The organism is Bradyrhizobium erythrophlei (assembly GCF_900142985.1).
Taxonomy (GTDB): domain Bacteria; phylum Pseudomonadota; class Alphaproteobacteria; order Rhizobiales; family Xanthobacteraceae; genus Bradyrhizobium; species Bradyrhizobium erythrophlei_B.
On record NZ_LT670849.1, the window covers coordinates 7,286,130 to 7,302,885 of the forward strand.

General features: G+C 62.0%; 16 protein-coding genes. 9 read left to right on the top strand and 7 right to left on the bottom strand.

The annotated features are described in order from the left end of the window. Positions 1–30: 30 nt before the first annotated feature. Positions 31–1,821, bottom strand: a complete 1,791-nt coding sequence (aspS, locus tag BUA38_RS35055) for an aspartate--tRNA ligase (RefSeq protein ID WP_072825321.1) — start codon at positions 1,819–1,821, stop codon at positions 31–33. A gap of 196 nt (positions 1,822–2,017) precedes the next feature. Here aspS and BUA38_RS35060 point away from each other — a divergent pair, with 196 nt between their 5' ends. Then, the gene (locus BUA38_RS35060) at positions 2,018–3,496 is read left to right on the top strand and encodes a protein adenylyltransferase SelO (protein WP_072825322.1); all 1,479 of its coding nucleotides are present in this window, start codon (positions 2,018–2,020) and stop codon (positions 3,494–3,496) included. Positions 3,497–3,888: 392 nt separating this feature from the next. Then, positions 3,889–5,037, top strand: a complete 1,149-nt coding sequence (gene rnd, locus BUA38_RS35065; protein ID WP_072825323.1) for a ribonuclease D — start codon at positions 3,889–3,891, stop codon at positions 5,035–5,037. Positions 5,038–5,055: 18 nt separating this feature from the next. Here rnd and BUA38_RS37765 read toward each other — a convergent pair whose 3' ends face one another. Further along, complete coding sequence (locus tag BUA38_RS37765; protein WP_172806139.1) at positions 5,056–5,232, bottom strand: hypothetical protein; 177 nt, start codon at positions 5,230–5,232, stop codon at positions 5,056–5,058. 26 nt (positions 5,233–5,258) lie between these two features. Here BUA38_RS37765 and BUA38_RS37770 point away from each other — a divergent pair, with 26 nt between their 5' ends. Next, positions 5,259–5,432 (top strand): hypothetical protein, encoded by a 174-nt coding sequence (locus BUA38_RS37770; protein WP_172806140.1) that lies wholly within the window; start codon positions 5,259–5,261, stop codon positions 5,430–5,432. Between the two features lie 257 nt (positions 5,433–5,689). Here BUA38_RS37770 and BUA38_RS35070 read toward each other — a convergent pair whose 3' ends face one another. Further along, positions 5,690–6,730 carry an autotransporter outer membrane beta-barrel domain-containing protein gene (locus tag BUA38_RS35070; RefSeq protein ID WP_244553145.1) on the bottom strand — a complete coding sequence of 347 codons (1,041 nt, stop codon included), beginning with the start codon at positions 6,728–6,730 and terminating at the stop codon, positions 5,690–5,692. 422 nt (positions 6,731–7,152) lie between these two features. Between BUA38_RS35070 and BUA38_RS35075 the strand changes: the two genes are divergently transcribed. Beyond that, positions 7,153–7,356: a cold-shock protein gene (locus BUA38_RS35075; RefSeq protein ID WP_072825325.1), complete on the top strand. Its 204-nt coding sequence runs from the start codon at positions 7,153–7,155 to the stop codon at positions 7,354–7,356. A gap of 237 nt (positions 7,357–7,593) precedes the next feature. On the opposite strand, the gene purN is transcribed toward BUA38_RS35075, so the two are convergent. Beyond that, positions 7,594–8,280, bottom strand: a complete 687-nt coding sequence (gene purN / locus BUA38_RS35080) for a phosphoribosylglycinamide formyltransferase (RefSeq protein ID WP_072825326.1) — start codon at positions 8,278–8,280, stop codon at positions 7,594–7,596. Next, entirely contained in the window at positions 8,274–9,347 is a 1,074-nt protein-coding gene (gene purM / locus BUA38_RS35085; protein ID WP_072825327.1) for a phosphoribosylformylglycinamidine cyclo-ligase, read from the bottom strand. Before purM ends, purN begins: the two co-directional genes overlap by 7 nt. 181 nt (positions 9,348–9,528) lie before the next feature. On the opposite strand from purM, the gene BUA38_RS35090 reads away from it, so the two are divergent. The 4 genes from BUA38_RS35090 (at position 9,529) to ppx (ending at position 14,655) form a co-directional block, all read left to right on the top strand. After that, on the top strand, positions 9,529–10,071 hold the full coding sequence (locus BUA38_RS35090; protein ID WP_072825328.1) for a CDP-alcohol phosphatidyltransferase family protein: 543 nt from the start codon (positions 9,529–9,531) through the stop codon (positions 10,069–10,071). Between the two features lie 69 nt (positions 10,072–10,140). Continuing rightward, positions 10,141–10,815, top strand: coding sequence for a DnaA ATPase domain-containing protein (locus BUA38_RS35095; protein WP_072826680.1), 675 nt, complete (start codon positions 10,141–10,143; stop codon positions 10,813–10,815). A gap of 126 nt (positions 10,816–10,941) precedes the next feature. Then, positions 10,942–13,140, top strand: coding sequence for an RNA degradosome polyphosphate kinase (locus BUA38_RS35100; RefSeq protein ID WP_072826681.1), 2,199 nt, complete (start codon positions 10,942–10,944; stop codon positions 13,138–13,140). 12 nt (positions 13,141–13,152) lie between these two features. After that, entirely contained in the window at positions 13,153–14,655 is a 1,503-nt protein-coding gene (ppx, locus tag BUA38_RS35105; protein ID WP_072825329.1) for an exopolyphosphatase, read from the top strand. Here the strand turns inward: ppx and BUA38_RS35110 are convergent, their stop codons facing one another. Together BUA38_RS35110 and ndk are read right to left on the bottom strand one after the other, a co-directional pair. Beyond that, complete coding sequence (locus tag BUA38_RS35110; protein WP_072825330.1) at positions 14,656–15,489, bottom strand: YjbE family putative metal transport protein; 834 nt, start codon at positions 15,487–15,489, stop codon at positions 14,656–14,658. A 62-nt stretch (positions 15,490–15,551) separates the two neighbouring features. Then, complete coding sequence (gene ndk / locus BUA38_RS35115; protein WP_072825331.1) at positions 15,552–15,974, bottom strand: nucleoside-diphosphate kinase; 423 nt, start codon at positions 15,972–15,974, stop codon at positions 15,552–15,554. Positions 15,975–16,223: 249 nt separating this feature from the next. On the opposite strand from ndk, the gene BUA38_RS35120 reads away from it, so the two are divergent. Then, complete coding sequence (locus tag BUA38_RS35120; RefSeq protein ID WP_072825332.1) at positions 16,224–16,487, top strand: sulfur globule protein precursor; 264 nt, start codon at positions 16,224–16,226, stop codon at positions 16,485–16,487. Positions 16,488–16,756 lie beyond the last annotated feature (269 nt).

Here is a 16,756-nt window from a genome sequence, read left to right on the forward strand (position 1 = left end):
CCCAAACATTCGACCCCGAGGTATTGGCTTTTAATTTTGCGGCAGATTGAGCCGGATGTGAAGCTCGCGCAACTGTTTGGGCGTGACCTCCGATGGGGCCCCCATCATCAGATCCTCGGCCCGCTGGTTCATCGGGAATAGAACCACCTCGCGCAGGTTTTCCTCACCGCACAACAGCATGACGATCCGGTCGATGCCCGGTGCAATGCCACCGTGCGGCGGGGCGCCAAGCGAGAGCGCTCGCAGCATACCGCCGAACTTGGCCTCCAGAACATCTTCGGGATAACCCGCGATCGCAAAGGCCTTCTTCATCACGTCGGGGCGGTGATTTCGGATCGCGCCCGACGACAATTCGGTACCATTGCATACGATGTCGTACTGGATCGCCTTCAGGCTCAGCAGCTTTTCGTGGTCGTTCGGATCGAGCTTCAGGAATTCCTCGGGCTCGATGTTCGGCATCGAGAACGGGTTGTGCGAGAAGTCGATCTTCTTTTCTTCCTCGTTCCACTCGAACATCGGGAAATCGACGATCCAGCAGAATTTGAACTGGCCCTTTTCGATCAGGTTCAATTCCTCGCCGAGCCTCGTGCGCGCCAATCCTGCGAACTTCCAGAACTTGTCGGGGTCACCGGCCACGAAGAAGGCCGCATCGCCCTCCTTCAGCCCGAGTTGCGCGCGGATCGCCTCGGTCCGCTCCGGCCCGATATTGTTGGCGAGCGGACCTGCTCCCTCGCCGCCTTCGCGCCACATGATGTAGCCGAGGCCGGGCTGGCCCTCGCCTTGCGCCCAGGAATTCATCCGGTCGCAAAAGGCGCGCGAACCACCCCTGGGTCCCGGAATGGCCCAGACCTGGTTCTTCGGATCTTCCAGCATCCGCGCGAATACCTTGAAGCCCGAGCCGCGGAAGTGCTCGGAGACCAGCTGCATCTCGATCGGGTTGCGCAGGTCCGGCTTGTCGGTGCCGTATTTGCTCACCGCCGTTGCGTACGGGATCATCGGGAATTTGGCGGTGACGGGCTTGCCTTCGGCAAACTCCTCGAACACGCCGCGCATCACGGGCTCAACGGCGTTGAAGACGTCTTCCTGGGTGACGAAGCTCATTTCGACATCGAGCTGGTAGAATTCCCCAGGCGAACGGTCGGCGCGCGCGTCTTCGTCGCGGAAGCACGGCGCGATCTGGAAATAACGGTCGAAGCCGGCCACCATCGTGAGCTGCTTGAACTGCTGTGGCGCCTGCGGCAGCGCGTAGAACTTGCCGGGATGCAGCCGCGATGGCACCAGGAAGTCGCGCGCGCCTTCCGGCGAGGACGCGGTCAGGATCGGGGTCTGGAATTCGAAGAATCCCTGCTCTTTCATCCGCCTGCGGATGGAATCGATGATCTGGCCGCGCTTGATGATGTTCTGATGCAGCTTGTCGCGGCGAAGGTCGAGGAAACGGTACTTAAGCCTGATGTCTTCAGGATATTCCTGCTCGCCGAATACCGGCATCGGTAGTTCCGCCGCAGGTCCCAGCACCTCGATCTCGGTGGCATAGATTTCGACGAGGCCAGTGGCGAGTTCCAGGTTGTCAGTCCCCTCCGGCCGACGCCGTACCTTGCCGTCGATCCGGACCACCCATTCCGAGCGCAGCTTTTCAGCCACCTTGAACGCGGGCGAATCCGGGTCGGCGACGCATTGCGTCAGGCCGTAATGGTCGCGCAGATCGATGAACAGGACACCGCCATGGTCGCGGATGCGATGGCACCAGCCAGACAGACGAACGCTCTGGCCGATATCGCTCTCCCGGAGCGCGCCGCAGGTATGGGACCGGTAACGATGCATCGAATTTCCATCAGTCAAATGTCGGAGGGTCGAATCGAGCGACCGAACAGGCCTGCCCGAAGAGGTTGAGGGTTTACCCGAGGCCGTCAGGCCCGGCAACCGACCAAAGCCGCTGCGGGAGCCTCGAAAGGCGCGAAACTTTGCCTTCTCCAGCCGGACGGATTGTCTAACAGCCACATATGCCTATCTTGATGGCATGACGGTGCATTTCCCCTTCCAGAACACCTATACGGCGCTGCCGGACGGCTTTTTCGCACGGGTGGCGCCGACGCCGGTGGCCGCGCCCCGGCTGATCAAATTAAATCGACCGCTTGCGGTCAGGCTGGGGCTCGATCCCGACCTCCTGGAGAGCCCGGAGGGCGCCGAAATCCTCTCCGGCAAACGCCTGCCGGACGGAGCCGAGCCGATCGCCATGGCTTATGCCGGCCACCAGTTCGGCCACTTCGTGCCGCAGCTCGGTGATGGCCGCGCCATTCTGCTGGGCGAAGTCATGGATATCGACGGGGTTCGCCGCGACATCCAGCTCAAGGGCTCCGGACCGACGCCATTTTCCCGCCGCGGCGATGGCCGCGCGGCCTTGGGGCCGGTGTTGCGCGAATACATCGTCAGCGAGGCGATGGCGGCGCTTGGAATTCCGACCACCCGATCGCTCGCCGCAGTCATCACCGGCGAAAGCGTCATGCGTGAGACCGCGCTGCCCGGCGCGGTGCTGACCCGCGTCGCCTCCAGCCACATTCGCGTCGGCACGTTCCAGTATTTTGCGGCCCGCGGCGATACTGACGGCGTCAGGCGCCTCGCCGATCATGCGATCGGGCGGCACTACCCGAAAGCCGCAGAGGCCGAACGCCCCTATCACGCTCTGCTCGAGGGCGTGATCGCCCGTCAGGCTGAGCTGGTGGCGCGCTGGCTTCTGGTCGGCTTCATCCACGGCGTCATGAATACCGACAACACCTCGATCTCGGGCGAGACGATCGACTATGGCCCCTGCGCCTTCCTCGACCATTACGATCCCGCGGCCGTGTTCTCCTCGATCGATGAGCAGGGCCGCTATGCCTACGCCAATCAGCCGCGGATCATGCTCTGGAATCTGACACGCCTCGCCGAATGCCTGCTGCCGCTGTTTGCCGACGACAAGGACAAGGCCATCGAGCAGGCGCAGGTCATTCTGGGCGAGTTTCCGAACCAGTTCACGACCGCCTATCAATCCGGCCTGCGCCGGAAGATCGGCCTCTTCACGTCGCGCGACGGCGACGAGGCGCTGGTGCAAGACCTCCTCGATGCCATGGCTAAAAACCAGGCCGACTTCACATTGACCTTCCGCCGCCTCGGCGATGCGGCCGAGGACGAGGCGAACGATGGCGACGTGCGTTCGTTGTTTGCCGACCCCGCAGCCTACGACGAATGGGCGGCGCGGTGGCGGCAGCGCCTCGCCGACGAACCGCAAACGCCGGCCGAGCGCGCCGGCCTGATGCGGACCGTCAATCCCGCTTTCATCCCTCGCAACCACCGGATCGAGGCCGTGATCCAGGCTGCGGTTATCAGCGACGACTATGCGCCGTTTGAGGAACTCGTTGCCGTGCTGGCGAAGCCTTACGAAGACCAGCCCGCGTTCGCAGATTATGCCAACCCGCCCGAGCCGGATCAGCGCGTGCTCCAGACCTTCTGCGGAACATGAATTGTTAACCCTCCGCTGCACATTGCGCGGCGCGAGGAACCGGAACTGCCCGAAATTAAGAGGCGTTCAATTGCTTCCCAGCAAACCTGCCGGTTTGTTTGGGGGGATTTTTCGTGGACGCTTTGGTTTTCGAATTCATGGGTCTCGCCATCGTCGGGCTCTGCGTCATCGTGCTGATGGTGCCTTGCGCTCGGCGGCCGTCGGGACGGCCCGCCCGCGACGTCTGACCGGCTCGCACCCCTGAGAACGGCGAGGGCGGCGCTGCAAATAGCGGCCGTTTGCCTTGAATCATGACCTAAGCGTAAGATTGCGGTCTCGAATTGGCCGCAAGGCCCTTGACATATCAGCGCTTTCGGCCGAACGCCCTTCGGGTAAAGCGTCATGGACCGTTCATGGATCTGATTACCACTACGGCGGACCTCTCCGCCCTCTGCGACCGCCTCGCCAAACACCGGGTCATCACCGTCGATACCGAATTCCTTCGCGAGACCACCTATTACCCGCTGCTGTGCGTGGTGCAGATGGCGAGCGCGGAGGAAGCCGCCGTGATCGATGCGCTCGCCGAGGGCATCGATCTCAGGCCCTTCTTCGAATTGATGGCCAACGAAAAGGTGCTCAAGGTCTTCCATGCGGCGCGCCAGGACATCGAGATTGTCTGGCACCGCGCCGGCATCGTTCCGCACCCGATCTTCGACACCCAGGTCGCCGCCATGGCGCTCGGTTATGGCGATTCAATCGCCTACGATCAGTTGGTCGAACGCGTCACCGGCCACCGGCCGGACAAGACCCATCGGTTCACCGACTGGTCGCGCCGCCCGTTGACAGAAGACCAGATGCACTACGCGCTGGCGGACGTGACCCACTTGCGCGACGTGTTCGCAGCGCTCGATGCCGATCTCAAGCAGCGCGGCCGCAGCGACTGGGTCAGCGAGGAAATGGAGGTTCTGACCAGCCCGCGAACCTATGATTTCCATCCCGAGCGGGCGTGGGAGCGCCTGAAAACCCGGGTCCGCAAGCCCAAGGAATTGGCCGTACTGATAGAGGTCGCAGCCTGGCGCGAACAGGAAGCACAAAGCCGCGACGTGCCGCGCGGCCGCATCCTAAAGGACGACGTCGTCGGCGACATCGCGACCCACGCGCCGACGAGTCCCGAAAGACTCGCCAATCTGCGCTCGCTGCCGAAAGGTTTCGACCGATCGAAATGGGGCTCCGACATCGTCGCCGCCGTGCAGCGCGGGCTGGCGCGCGATCCTGCGACCCTGCCGAAACTCGAAAGGCCCCGCAACAACAGCAACGGCGCGGCCATCGTCGAACTGCTCAAGGTGTTGCTGCGCATGACCTCGGAACGCCACGCGGTCGCAAGCAAGGTGATCGCGACGGTCGATGATCTCGAACAGATCGCAGCCGACGACAATGCCGATGTCGGCGCGCTGCACGGCTGGCGCCGCGAATTGTTCGGCGAGGCCGCGCTGGCGTTGAAGCATGGTCAGCTCGCGCTCGCGATCGAGAAAGGCAGAGTTGTAAAAGTGGAGCGAAACTGACCAACGCGCTCGGCTGAACTAACTCGTTTTGCCGCCATTGGGCCTGTTGGGAGCCGCTTTCGCGGCCTTCGATACTTCCGCCAGGGCCATCGATAGAATATAAGCGCTGGTGTGCATCTTTAGCTGGCGTGCTTTCTCGATCGCAGCCGAGATCATGTCGGCCAGTTCGTCGAGATCATTTTTAGGACTCGCCATTTTTACGGTCTTCCGGAGCGCGAACGGTGAACATCGACGATCCCGATCACCCCGGGGATAAATTGTTGCAATTGCTTCGCGACAATGAGATCGACCTGAACGTCGTCGAAGGGTTGCGGCTTGTCGTCGCCTTCCGAAAAATCAAGGATCCAGCCGATCGGCGTATTTTGATTGAACTCGCCGAGCGTCTCGTAAAGTAGACGGCGACCGTCGCCGATATCGCTTTGCCGGGATCGGTGCGTCGGGACTGCGCTAGGCGCGAAAGCTCGCGCGGGCCGCTCATTAACTCCGCGCGCTGCGAACGCCCACCATCCGACGGGCGCTGCGCGTCAACCCAATCCCGCATCGAAAGTTACCCCATGCCGCCGGCAACTACTTTAGCGGGCATCTCATTTCATTTTCAACTTTTTTTGCTAATCAGTCCGGCATGGATGCCGTGCGCGCGCGGCAACGCAAATTACCATTTCACCTCGACACCAGCCGTCGCCTGATGTGACTGCAAGTTGGAGCGAAACTTGCCGTCATAGTTGAGGTAGAGGCGCACTGTGTTGGTCAAGCTCACTGAAAGCGCGGCGCCCGCGTCCGCGCCGTACCTGCTTTCACCGATCCCCTGCACCATGATGCTCTCGGGCCCAAGGGTGACGGCGACCTGACTGAGGTTTTGCTCGAAGTTGTCGACGAACTTGCCGTAGGCCGAGACGTCGAGGATCTTTTGATCCACGATCCAGTAGTGCCCAACTTCCGCGCCAAGCAATATTCGCGCGCGTTCGAGTGTCGCACCGCTTACCGAAACCGGATCGAGGCCTCCCATCTCCTGGAACGATCCCGTCGACGCGCGGACATATTCGAGCGCAGCTTTCGGCACGAAGCGGCTCTGATCCGCCGTCCAGTAATAGCTGAGTTCGGTCAATGCACCGTCGATCTGTCCGTGGTAGCCGGCGGTCGCAAACCCGAATCCCGTATCGCGGCTTGAGTTGATCTTGCCAAAGCCGTGAACTAGCGCCATCGCCCAGGTCCACGGCCCCCTGTCGACCGAGGCGTTGAAGCCGAGCTGGGTCAGATCAAGGTTCGCCGACTGCATGGCCAGCGGCACGTCGATGCCGGTCCGGCTCTGGTCGATCGAGAATCCGACGTTCACGCCCGGCGCGATCCGGGCGCCGAACCCGGCGACACCGCCCGTCGTTGAGCGCTTGTCACCGAAGAAAGGACCTTGGGCTGCGGTCGTGCTCGAGATGCCATAGAGCTCGCCCCAGCTCCGGAAGGCTTGGCCGTCGAGGGCTTCCGATGCGCCACCGCCGCCGGGATTGCTGCGCGAGGCACGGCCGAAGCCGCCGGTCGCCTGGTCGCCGAGTCGCTCCAGGAAGTTGCTGCCAAGATTGGCGATACCTGCGCCGGCGGACAGGTCGGTCGCTGTCGTCGAAGACGCCGGCACTGGAGGGGGCGGCGGAGGCCCCGCGAAGATTTGGGCTTGAGCCTCAATCGGCGCTGAAAACGCCATCGCGAGTGCGAAAGCGATAAAAAAAGACCTAGCCGGCCAAAAGCCCATCTGTGCCGTTCCAAAAGATGGGCGCGCCAGCCCGAAAGTACCAAATTGCCTTTAATTGAAGGATTTGTTCGCAGTTCTGTATCGGCGTCAATTGCTCCCAGCGGAGCCTTGAGGGCGATTGGCGAGCCTTGTTGTTCCCCGGCCACAGGCCGTTGGCGCCGTTCCAGAGCACCTCCTGAGATTTAGCAAGCCCGCCCGAGGCTTGCTAACACGCAATTTTCGTGTTGCAATCCTTGTCACAATCGGAATTAGGCCGATCGGCTGTGCGTTTCGCGACTAGGAAATTCAGCAGACATCCTCAGAGCCCGCTTGTGGCGCGGCACGCAATTTGCGCGTGGCCGCGTCTTTGTTACGTCTAGACCAGGAGACAGGCGATGCAAAAAGGCACCGTCAAGTGGTTCAACCCGACGAAGGGTTATGGGTTCATCAAGCCGATGGTCGGCGATAAGGACGTGTTCGTCCATATCTCTGCCGTTGAGCGCGCTGGGCTCACCACCCTTAACGAGAATCAGGTTATCGAATACGACCTTGTCGAGAATCGCGGAAAAACTTCCGCCGAAAATCTCAAGGTTTCCTAAGCCTCGTCACGATCCGCGCAAGCAATCCTGATGTAACCCCCGGCCTCGCCGGGGGATTTGTTTTTGATCTACGCCTCGTGGTCCGATTCTAACATTCGCATCCCTTCTCAGCGTCGACTTTTGCGAATGTTAGAATCAAAGGACCACTAGCAGATATCGGTTCTAGTGGAGTTTTGGATTTGACATTCGCTGTGCGAGCTCGCGGCTAGGCGGGGAGCGAATGTCAAATCCACTCCACTAGCCCGCAGGCCGCGGCGATATCAGCGTGCCGCACACGCCCGCGCCGCCGGCGAGCCGGCAAATTTCCCCGTCGAGACCAAGCTTGCCGCTCGCCAAGAGGCGCAGGGCCTCCGGATAGATCTGATGCTCGATTTCAAGAATCCGCGCCGACAGCGTCTGCGGCGTGTCGTCATCGCGAACCTCCACCACCCCCTGCATCACGATCGGTCCCGCATCCGTTTCCGGCGTGACGAAATGGACGGTCGCCCCTGATACCTTCACGCCGGCATTCAACGCCTGTGCATGGGGATCGAGGCCCGGGAAAGACGGCAGCAGCGAGGGATGGATATTGAGCATCTTCCCGTACCACGCTTGCACGAACTCCGCCGTGAACAGCCGCATGAAGCCGCCCAGGCAAATCAGATCGATCCGGTGATCGTCGAGCGTCGCCTGCAACCTTGCTTCAAAGGCAGCACGGTCTTTTCCGAACGGCTTGCTTTCGATCGTGACGGTCGGGACGTTTTCCGCCTCGGCCGACGCAAGGCCGCCGGCATCCGCCCGATTTGAAATCACGACCGCGATCTCGGCGGGAAAGCCATCCACCTTGGCCGCCTTGATCAGGGCGGCCATGTTGGAGCCGCGCCCCGAGATCAGGATCGCCACGCGGGGCTTTCCGGCGCCCTCATGTGGAGCGGACTTCACCATGAAAGGTCGAGGTGGCCGTTATAGACGACGCGATGTTCGCCCTCGGCCGGGATCACTTCACCGAGCGACGTCACCGTCTCGCCGGCCTCGGCGAGGACGGCGGTCACGGCTTCAACGGCATCCGCCTCGACGACGGCGATCATGCCGATTCCGCAATTGAACGTGCGCAGCAGCTCAAGCTCTGCGATGTTGCCTTGCTTGGCGAGCCACTTGAAGACCGGCAACACCGGCAGCCGCGCGAGATCGATCCCCACACCCAACTGTTTCGGCAGCACACGCGGGATATTGTCGGTGAATCCGCCGCCAGTGATATGCGCAAGCGCCTTGACCGCGCCGGTCTCGCGGATCGCGCGCAGACAGGAACGAACATAAAGCTTGGTCGGGGCCAGCAATGCGCCGCCCAGCGTCATGACCGGCGAAAACGGCGCCGGCGCGTCGAGTGCGAGGCCCGAGGCTTCGACAATCCTTCGCACCAGGGAAAAGCCGTTGGAGTGGACGCCCGACGAGGCGAGGCCGATCACGGCGTCGCCGGCGCGAATATCCGCACGCGGCAACAGCGTGCCGCGCTCGGCGGCGCCGACCGCAAATCCCGCAAGGTCGTAGTCGCCATCCTTGTAGAGGCCGGGCATTTCGGCGGTCTCGCCGCCGATCAGCGCGCAGCCGGACTCGCGGCAGCCTTCGGCGATACCGGCCACGATGGCGGCGGTCGCCTCGGGCTCGAGCTTGCCGCAGGCAAAATAATCGAGAAAGAAAAGCGGCTCGGCGCCCTGCACCACGAGGTCGTTGACCGACATCGCCACGAGGTCGATCCCGATCCCGCCATGCAGTCCAGTGTCGATGGCGATCTTGACCTTGGTGCCGACCCCGTCGGTGGCGGCCACCAGAACCGGGTCCTTGAAGCCGGCCGCCTTCAGATCGAACAGCCCGCCGAAACCACCGATTTCGGCCTCGGTACCAGGGCGCGCCGTGGCGCGGACCATCGGCTTGATCAGGTCGACCAGGCGGTTGCCTGCATCGATATCGACGCCCGAATCCGCGTAAGTGAGCCCGTTCTTGCGCTCGCCCATGACCTGTTCCAAATGCCGTTGCTGCGGCCTTTTGCCTGCGTCGGCGACTTGCCGGCTGGTTACGTCGGATTTCGCCTATGTGCAATGGTGACAGGCGCTTACTATGTAGACAACAGCCGGTCCGCCCCGCAAAAAGGGGATAACTTTGGAGAAAAGGGCTGAGAGTCAGGAAACGACCGAGTTGAGTATTCCCAACATCATTACGCTGGCGCGCATCATCCTCGTGCCGGTCATTATCTGGGCGATTGCCTCCAACGAGATGGAGATTGCGTTTGCGATCTTCGTGATCGCGGGCGTCAGTGACGCCGTAGACGGGTTTCTGGCGAAGCGCTTCAACATGGCGAGCGAACTGGGCGCCCTGCTCGATCCGCTCGCCGACAAGGCACTTCTGGTCTCGATTTATGTGGCTCTCGGCATCTGGGGCGCGATGCCGCGCTGGATCGTCATCCTCGTCGTCTCCCGCGACATCATGATCGTGTCGGCCGTGATCGTGTCATGGCTGTTCGACAAGCCGGTCGAGATGAAGCCGCTGATGGTTTCCAAGCTCAATACCGCAGCCCAGGTCGCGCTCGCGGCATTGATCCTCGCCTCGCTCGGTTTCGGTTTCAAACCGATGCCCTATGATGCCGTGCTGATGGGATTGGTAACCGTCTTTACTTTGGTTTCCGTATCGCTCTATCTCGTCGAATGGATACGGCATATGAGCACGATCGAGGCAAACTAGACCCGATCGTTCGTGTATAATGCGGCGAGCTATCCGCATTCGCATGCGAACTTCGAAATCGGAGCTCTAGTGGCAGGCCGCGTCCACCCCCGTCAGCTGGCATTTGCGCTTCCGCATGCCGAAAGCCTGACGCGAGATAACTTTCTCGAAGGACCGGCCAACGCGGCCGGGCTGGCTCTGATCGACAGCTGGCCCGACTGGCCGAACCGCGTGATGTTTCTGTCCGGCCCCGAAGGATCCGGCAAAAGTCATCTAGCCGCGATCTGGGCCGAAGAGTCCGGCGCGCGCTCGACCTCGGCGCACGCTTTGACATCTGACGAAGTCCCCGGCGCGCTGGCGACGGGTGCGCTCGTGATCGAGGATTTGAAATCCGCCGATCTCGACGAGCGCGCGCTGTTCCATCTGCTGAACCTGGCCCGCGAAGACGGCGCATTTGTCCTGATGACGGCGCGCGAGCCGCCGACAGAAGTGGAGCTTCGCGATCTGCGGTCGCGGTTACGCGCAATACCGACAGTGCAGCTGCTGCCGCCCGACGATCACCTATTTCGCGCCTTGATCGTGAAGTTCTGCGCCGATCGCCAACTCGTCGTCGATGAGGCCGTGGTCAGTTACCTCACCACCCGCCTGGAGCGCTCCTATGCCGCCGTGCGGCAGGCCGTGGAGCTGCTGGACGCCGAAGCCCTCCGGCTGGGCCGGCCGGTTACCCGGGCGCTGGCGGCCGAATTGCTGCGCAGTAACACCTGATCACGGGCGAGCCTGCCATCTTGACGGAACTGACGGCGGGAACATCAATGTCATTGAAACGTCACCGCGAAATCCCATGCTTGATGCTATCGCCTCGCGGCTTGACATGAAATGGATCAAAACTTCATGGAATCCGCACAAGCCATTGCTACAAAAGAAGAAAATATAGACACCGGCCTTCCCGCAATCAGTGCCCTTCCCGAGCGCTTCATTAACCGGGAACTTTCCTGGCTGCATTTCAATCGCCGTGTGCTGGAGGAATCGGTCAATCCGAGCCACCCCGCCCTGGAGCGGGTCCGGTTCCTGTCGATTTCGGCGAATAACCTTGATGAGTTCTTCATGGTCCGCGTCGCCGGTCTCAAGGCGCAGGTGCGTGAAGGCATCACCGAGCGCAGCCCTGACGGGCTGACGCCCGCCGAGCAGCTGGTGCGGATCAACGAGACGGTCTCCGGGCTCGCGAAAGACCAGCAGGCGATCTGGCGTGACCTGCACAAGATTCTCGCCGATGTCGGTATCGTGCTCGTCGAAGGCCGCGACGTCACCAAATCCGAGCGCACCTGGATCGAGGATCATTTCCTCCACAATATTTTCCCGCTGCTGACGCCGCTGGCGATCGACCCTGCCCACCCCTTCCCGTTCATTCCGAGCCTCGGCTTTACCGTTGCGCTTCAGTTGGCGCGGACTGCCGACGGCAAGGCGATGAATGCGCTCATCCGCATGCCCGGCAAGATCGATCGCTTCATCCGGCTGCCCGCAGGCAAGGATGGCACCGTGCGGCTGATCACGCTTGAACAGGCTACGGGCCTGTTCATCGGCCGGCTATTTCCCGGTTACACCGTCAAGGGCCAGGGCGCATTCCGCATCATCCGCGACTCCGAACTCGAAATCGAGGAAGAAGCCGAAGACCTCGTTCGCCTGTTCGAGACCGCGCTGAAGCGGCGGCGCCGCGGATCGGTGATCCATCTCGAAATGGAAGCCAAGATGCCGGAAGAGCTGCGCGCCTTCGTGCAGCGCGCGCTTTCGACCGCCGACGACGAAGTGCTCCTCGTCGACGGCGTGCTCGCCATGAACGAGCTGTCGCAATTGACACGGCTCGATCGGCCCGACCTCGAATTCACCCCTTACGTGCCGCGCTATCCCGAACGCGTGCGCGACCACGGCGGCGACATCTTTGCCGCCATCCGGCAGAAAGACCTGATCGTCCACCATCCGTACGAATCCTTCGACGTCGTCGTCCAGTTCCTGCAACAGGCCGCGCGCGATCCCGACGTCGTCGCCATCAAGCAGACCCTCTATCGCACCTCGAACAACTCGCCGATCGTGCGGGCGCTGGCGGAAGCCGCCGAAGCCGGAAAATCGGTCACCGCGCTTATCGAACTCAAGGCGCGCTTCGACGAAGAGGCCAATATCCGCTGGGCGCGCGATCTCGAACGCGCCGGCGTGCAGGTCGTCTACGGATTTATCGAGCTCAAGACCCACGCCAAGCTGTCGATGGTCGTCCGGCGCGAAGGCGGAAACCTCACCACCTACGTCCACACCGGTACCGGCAACTACCATCCGGTAACTGCGCGCATCTACACCGACCTCTCCTACTTCACGTCGGATCCGATCATCGGACGCGACGCCGCACGGGTGTTCAACTACATCACCGGCTACGCCGAGCCGAGCGATATCGAGAAGATGGCGGTGTCGCCGCTCACCCTGCGCAAGCGGATGATCGAGCACATTCGCGGCGAAACCAATTTTGCCAAGCACGGCAAGCCCGCGGCGATCTGGCTGAAAATGAATTCGCTGGTCGACCCCGACATCATCGATGCGCTTTACGAGGCTTCGCAGGCCGGCGTTTCGATTGAGCTTGTGGTGCGCGGCATCTGCTGCCTGCGTCCTGGCATTCCCGGCCTTTCGGAGAACATTCGCGTCAAATCAATCATCGGCCGCTTCCTCGAGCACGGCCGAATCTACTGCTTCGGGATGGGCCAGGGCCTGCCGGGCGCAAAAGCGGCTGTGTATATCTCCTCTGCCGACATGATGCCGCGCAACCTCGACCGCCGCGTCGAGATCCTGTGTCCATTGCAAAATCCTACGGTGCATCAGCAGGTTCTCGAACAGATCATGGTGGCCAATCTGAAGGACACCGAGCAGAGCTGGCAGTTATTGCCGGACGGTTCTTCAACGCGTATGAAGGCCGCGAAGGGCGAGGAATCCTTCAATCTGCATAATTACTTCATGACAAATCCGAGTCTGTCCGGCCGTGGAAAGTCTCTTCAGGAATCATCGCCGCGCCGGCTTACCCGACGCACCGAACGTCAGCCGTCGTCATCATAAGAGGACCGGGCTGTGAAGCGAGCGCGCAAGCGCGCCTCAAGCGTCGCAGTCATCGATATCGGCTCGAACTCGGTACGTCTCGTCGTCTACGAGGCGATGGCCCGCAGCCTGATCACGATCTTCAACGAGAAGGCGCTGTGCGGCCTCGGCCGCGAGGTGCAATCAACAGGCCTGCTCGCGCCCGACGCTGTCACCAAGGCCCTCACCGCCCTCAGGCGTTTTCGCGCGCTCTGCAAGGTGATGCAGGTTCGCCGCGTCCACGCGATCGCGACTGCGGCCTGCCGCGACGCCAGCAATGGTCCCGATTTCATCACCAAGGCCGAACGCATTTGCGGAACGCAAATCGAAATCCTCTCGGGCCCGCGCGAGGCGAAATTATCGGCGCTCGGCGTGGTCTCGGGCGTGCACCGGCCCGACGGTATCGTCGGCGACCTCGGTGGCGGTTCGCTGGAACTGATCGATGTTCGTGGCAACCGCGTCCGCGGCGGACTGACGCTGCCGCTTGGAAGCCTGGCGCTGCAGGATCTGTCGCACAAGTCGCTGAAGCGCGCCGAACGCATCGTCAAGGCCGCGCTTACCGATGTCGCGCAGATCAAGAACGGGCGCGGCCGCACGTTCTATGCGGTCGGCGGCACGTGGCGCGCCCTGGCGCGCATCCACATCATTCAGAGCGAGTATCCGCTCGGCGTGATGCACGGCTATTCGATTCCGGCCCCGGATGCGCTCGACTTCGTGCAACGGCTTCGCCGTCTGGTCGCAACCAACACACTGGCCAATATCGAAGCGATCGCCGATGCCCGGCGACCGTTGCTTGCTTACGCTGCGCTCGTGCTCGAATACATCATCCGGGTCGTGCGGCCGAAAACCATCGTGTTCTCGACTTTCGGCGTGCGCGAAGGGCTGCTCTACGAAATGCTTCCCGAGAGCGAGCGCGCCAAAGACGGTTTTCTGTGCGCCGCCCAGACGCTCAACGAACTGCTGTCGCGATCGGCGCGCCACGCCCTGGAATTGAGTGAATGGACCGATCGCTTTGTGCGGGTCGTGAAGCTGCGCGAGACGGATGAAGACCGTCGCCTGCGTCACGCCGCGTGCCTGTTGTCGGATATCGGATGGCGGGTACATCCGGATCACCGCGGCGAGGAAACGCTCAACCTCATCACCAACGGCAATTTCGGCTCGATCAGCCATCAGGGCCGCGCCTTTGTGGCGCTGTCGGTGTTCTATCGATATGCGGGCCTGAGCGAGGAGAACGAGCCGCCGCTGGCCATGCGGGAATTGATACCGCCCGCGATGCTCGAGCGCGCGCGTATGCTGGGGGCCGCGCTTCGCGTCGCCCACCTGATATCGGCGGCGCGGCCCGGCGTATTGCCGGCGACGCATTTCCGCAGCAACGGCCGCAAGCTGACGCTGGTGTTCGAGCACAAGCTTGTCGATCTCGTTGCCGACCGCGTCGGCAGCCGCTTCAAGCAGCTCGCACGGCTTGCGGGCCGCACCGGATCGATCGTGAGGCGCTAGTTAAGCGTCGGCTGGTTCCTCGAGCTGCCGCAGCCTTCGGCTCCGCCAAATCGACCCGATCACCAATACGAGGATCGCGCCGAGAACCGACGCCAGATATTCGTCGAGTTCACCCTCCAGGTTGAACTGCGGCGTCACGCCGAAGGCGAGCGATTTCGCGTCGAGATGCAGGGAGATCGTGCCGTCCAGCAGGTGGTGCAGCCACGGCTGCACGGCCGGATCGGTTTCGATGACGTCGCCTGCGATCCAGCCGAGCAGAACCGCGCCCAGCCATATCAGAACAGGGAAGCGATCGAGCACCATCATGATGAGCGCCGCGCCCGCGATGATCATGGGAATGCTGATCGCGAGCCCCAGGATCAGGAGCGACAGCTGTCCGTTGGCGGCGGCCGCGACCGCAATCACGTTGTCGAGGCTCATGATGATGTCGGCGATGACGACGATGCGGATCGCCTGCCAGAGCGTGGCGCCGGCGGCGACCTCGTTATTCTCGTCTTCCGGCACCAGCAGTTTCGCCGCGATCACGAGCAGCGCGAGGCCGCCGGCGAGCTTCAGATAAGGCAGCGCCATCAGCGTGGCGACGATGCCGGTGAAGGCAATCAGCAGCACCACCGCAATGCCGGCGCCGATGATCATGCCCCACAGCCGATGGCGGCCGTGCAGGCCTCGACAGGCCATGGCGATGACGAGCGCGTTGTCGCCGGACAACAGAACGTTGATCCAGATGATCTTGCCGACCGCGATCCAGAATGCGGTCGTGTGCATATCGGTTTGAATTTGCGCGAAGAACGCGCCGATATTGGCGGGATCGATCGCCAGCAACAGCGAACTCACAGCCTGCCCCCCTTAAACCGCGGGCCGCTGCGTCCCCGGTTACCCTTCAGACAGCGCGCCAATCAGCCGACAATTTCGTTGCCGGAAAAGAACTGGGCGATCTCGATCGCCGCGGTTTCCTGGGCATCCGAACCGTGCACCGAGTTCTCGCCAATCGATTTCGCATGAACCTTGCGGATGGTGCCATCGGCTGCCTTCGACGGGTCGGTCGCGCCCATGATTTCGCGGTATTTGAGAACGGCGTTTTCGCCCTCAAGCACCTGAACGACCACCGGACCCGAAGTCATGAACTCTACGAGTTCGCCGAAGAACGGACGCGCCTTGTGGACGGCATAGAAGGTCTCGGCCTGTTCGCGCGTCATGCGGATGCGCTTCTGGCCGACGATACGAAGGCCGGCTTTCTCGATCAGCGCGTTGACGGCGCCGGTCAGATTGCGGGCCGTTGCGTCCGGCTTGATGATGGAGAAGGTGCGTTCGATCGCCATGATTTTTACCCTTGAGAAGCGCCGATGGAAGTTTGCGGGCTTATATCGGGGTGGCTCGTGCACGGCAAGCGACGCGATGCCCCGAAAATGGGCCGAACAGGTAACGGCGGGCATTAAGGATTACGACGATTTCACCAAAATGAACCCTGTCTGAAACGGTCGTGCCGCTTCCGTTCAGGCGTGCGGGCCTAGGTTTGTCATCGTCCGAACCGATGGCGCATCTAGCGCCTGAGCCTTGAGGAGACGACGATGTTTCGCAAACTTTCGCTTGGCTTGATTGCCGCGGTGTCACTGAGCGCAGCGGCGCTCGCCCCCACCTCCGCCTCGGCGTGGGGTTGGCACGGTGGATGGCATGGCGGCTGGCACCATGGCTGGGGCGGCCCGCGCTTCTTTGTCGGCGGTCCCGTCTATTACGGCCCCGGCTACTACGACGGATACGGCGGCTGCTATGTGCGGCGGCTGGTCCCGACCCCATTTGGGCCCCGCTGGCGCCTGATCAATCGCTGCTACTAGACTTGACGCATTCGGAGGCCCCGATCTAGAGCTCCGATTCCGAAGTTCGAGAACGACCGCGGCGATCTCTGATGCGAACTTCGGAATCAAAGGAGCTCTAGCAACTTGTTGTTTCTAGTGCGGCTTTGAATTTGAAGTTCCTGTCTCGAACTTGCCGTGACACTGATAGGAACTTCAAATTCGCCGCACTAGTGGTCGGGGCCTTCGATTGTTCCCGGCGGGAGCTTCAATTTTAATCGGAAATTTGCCAAAACCTTCCGGAACCCACA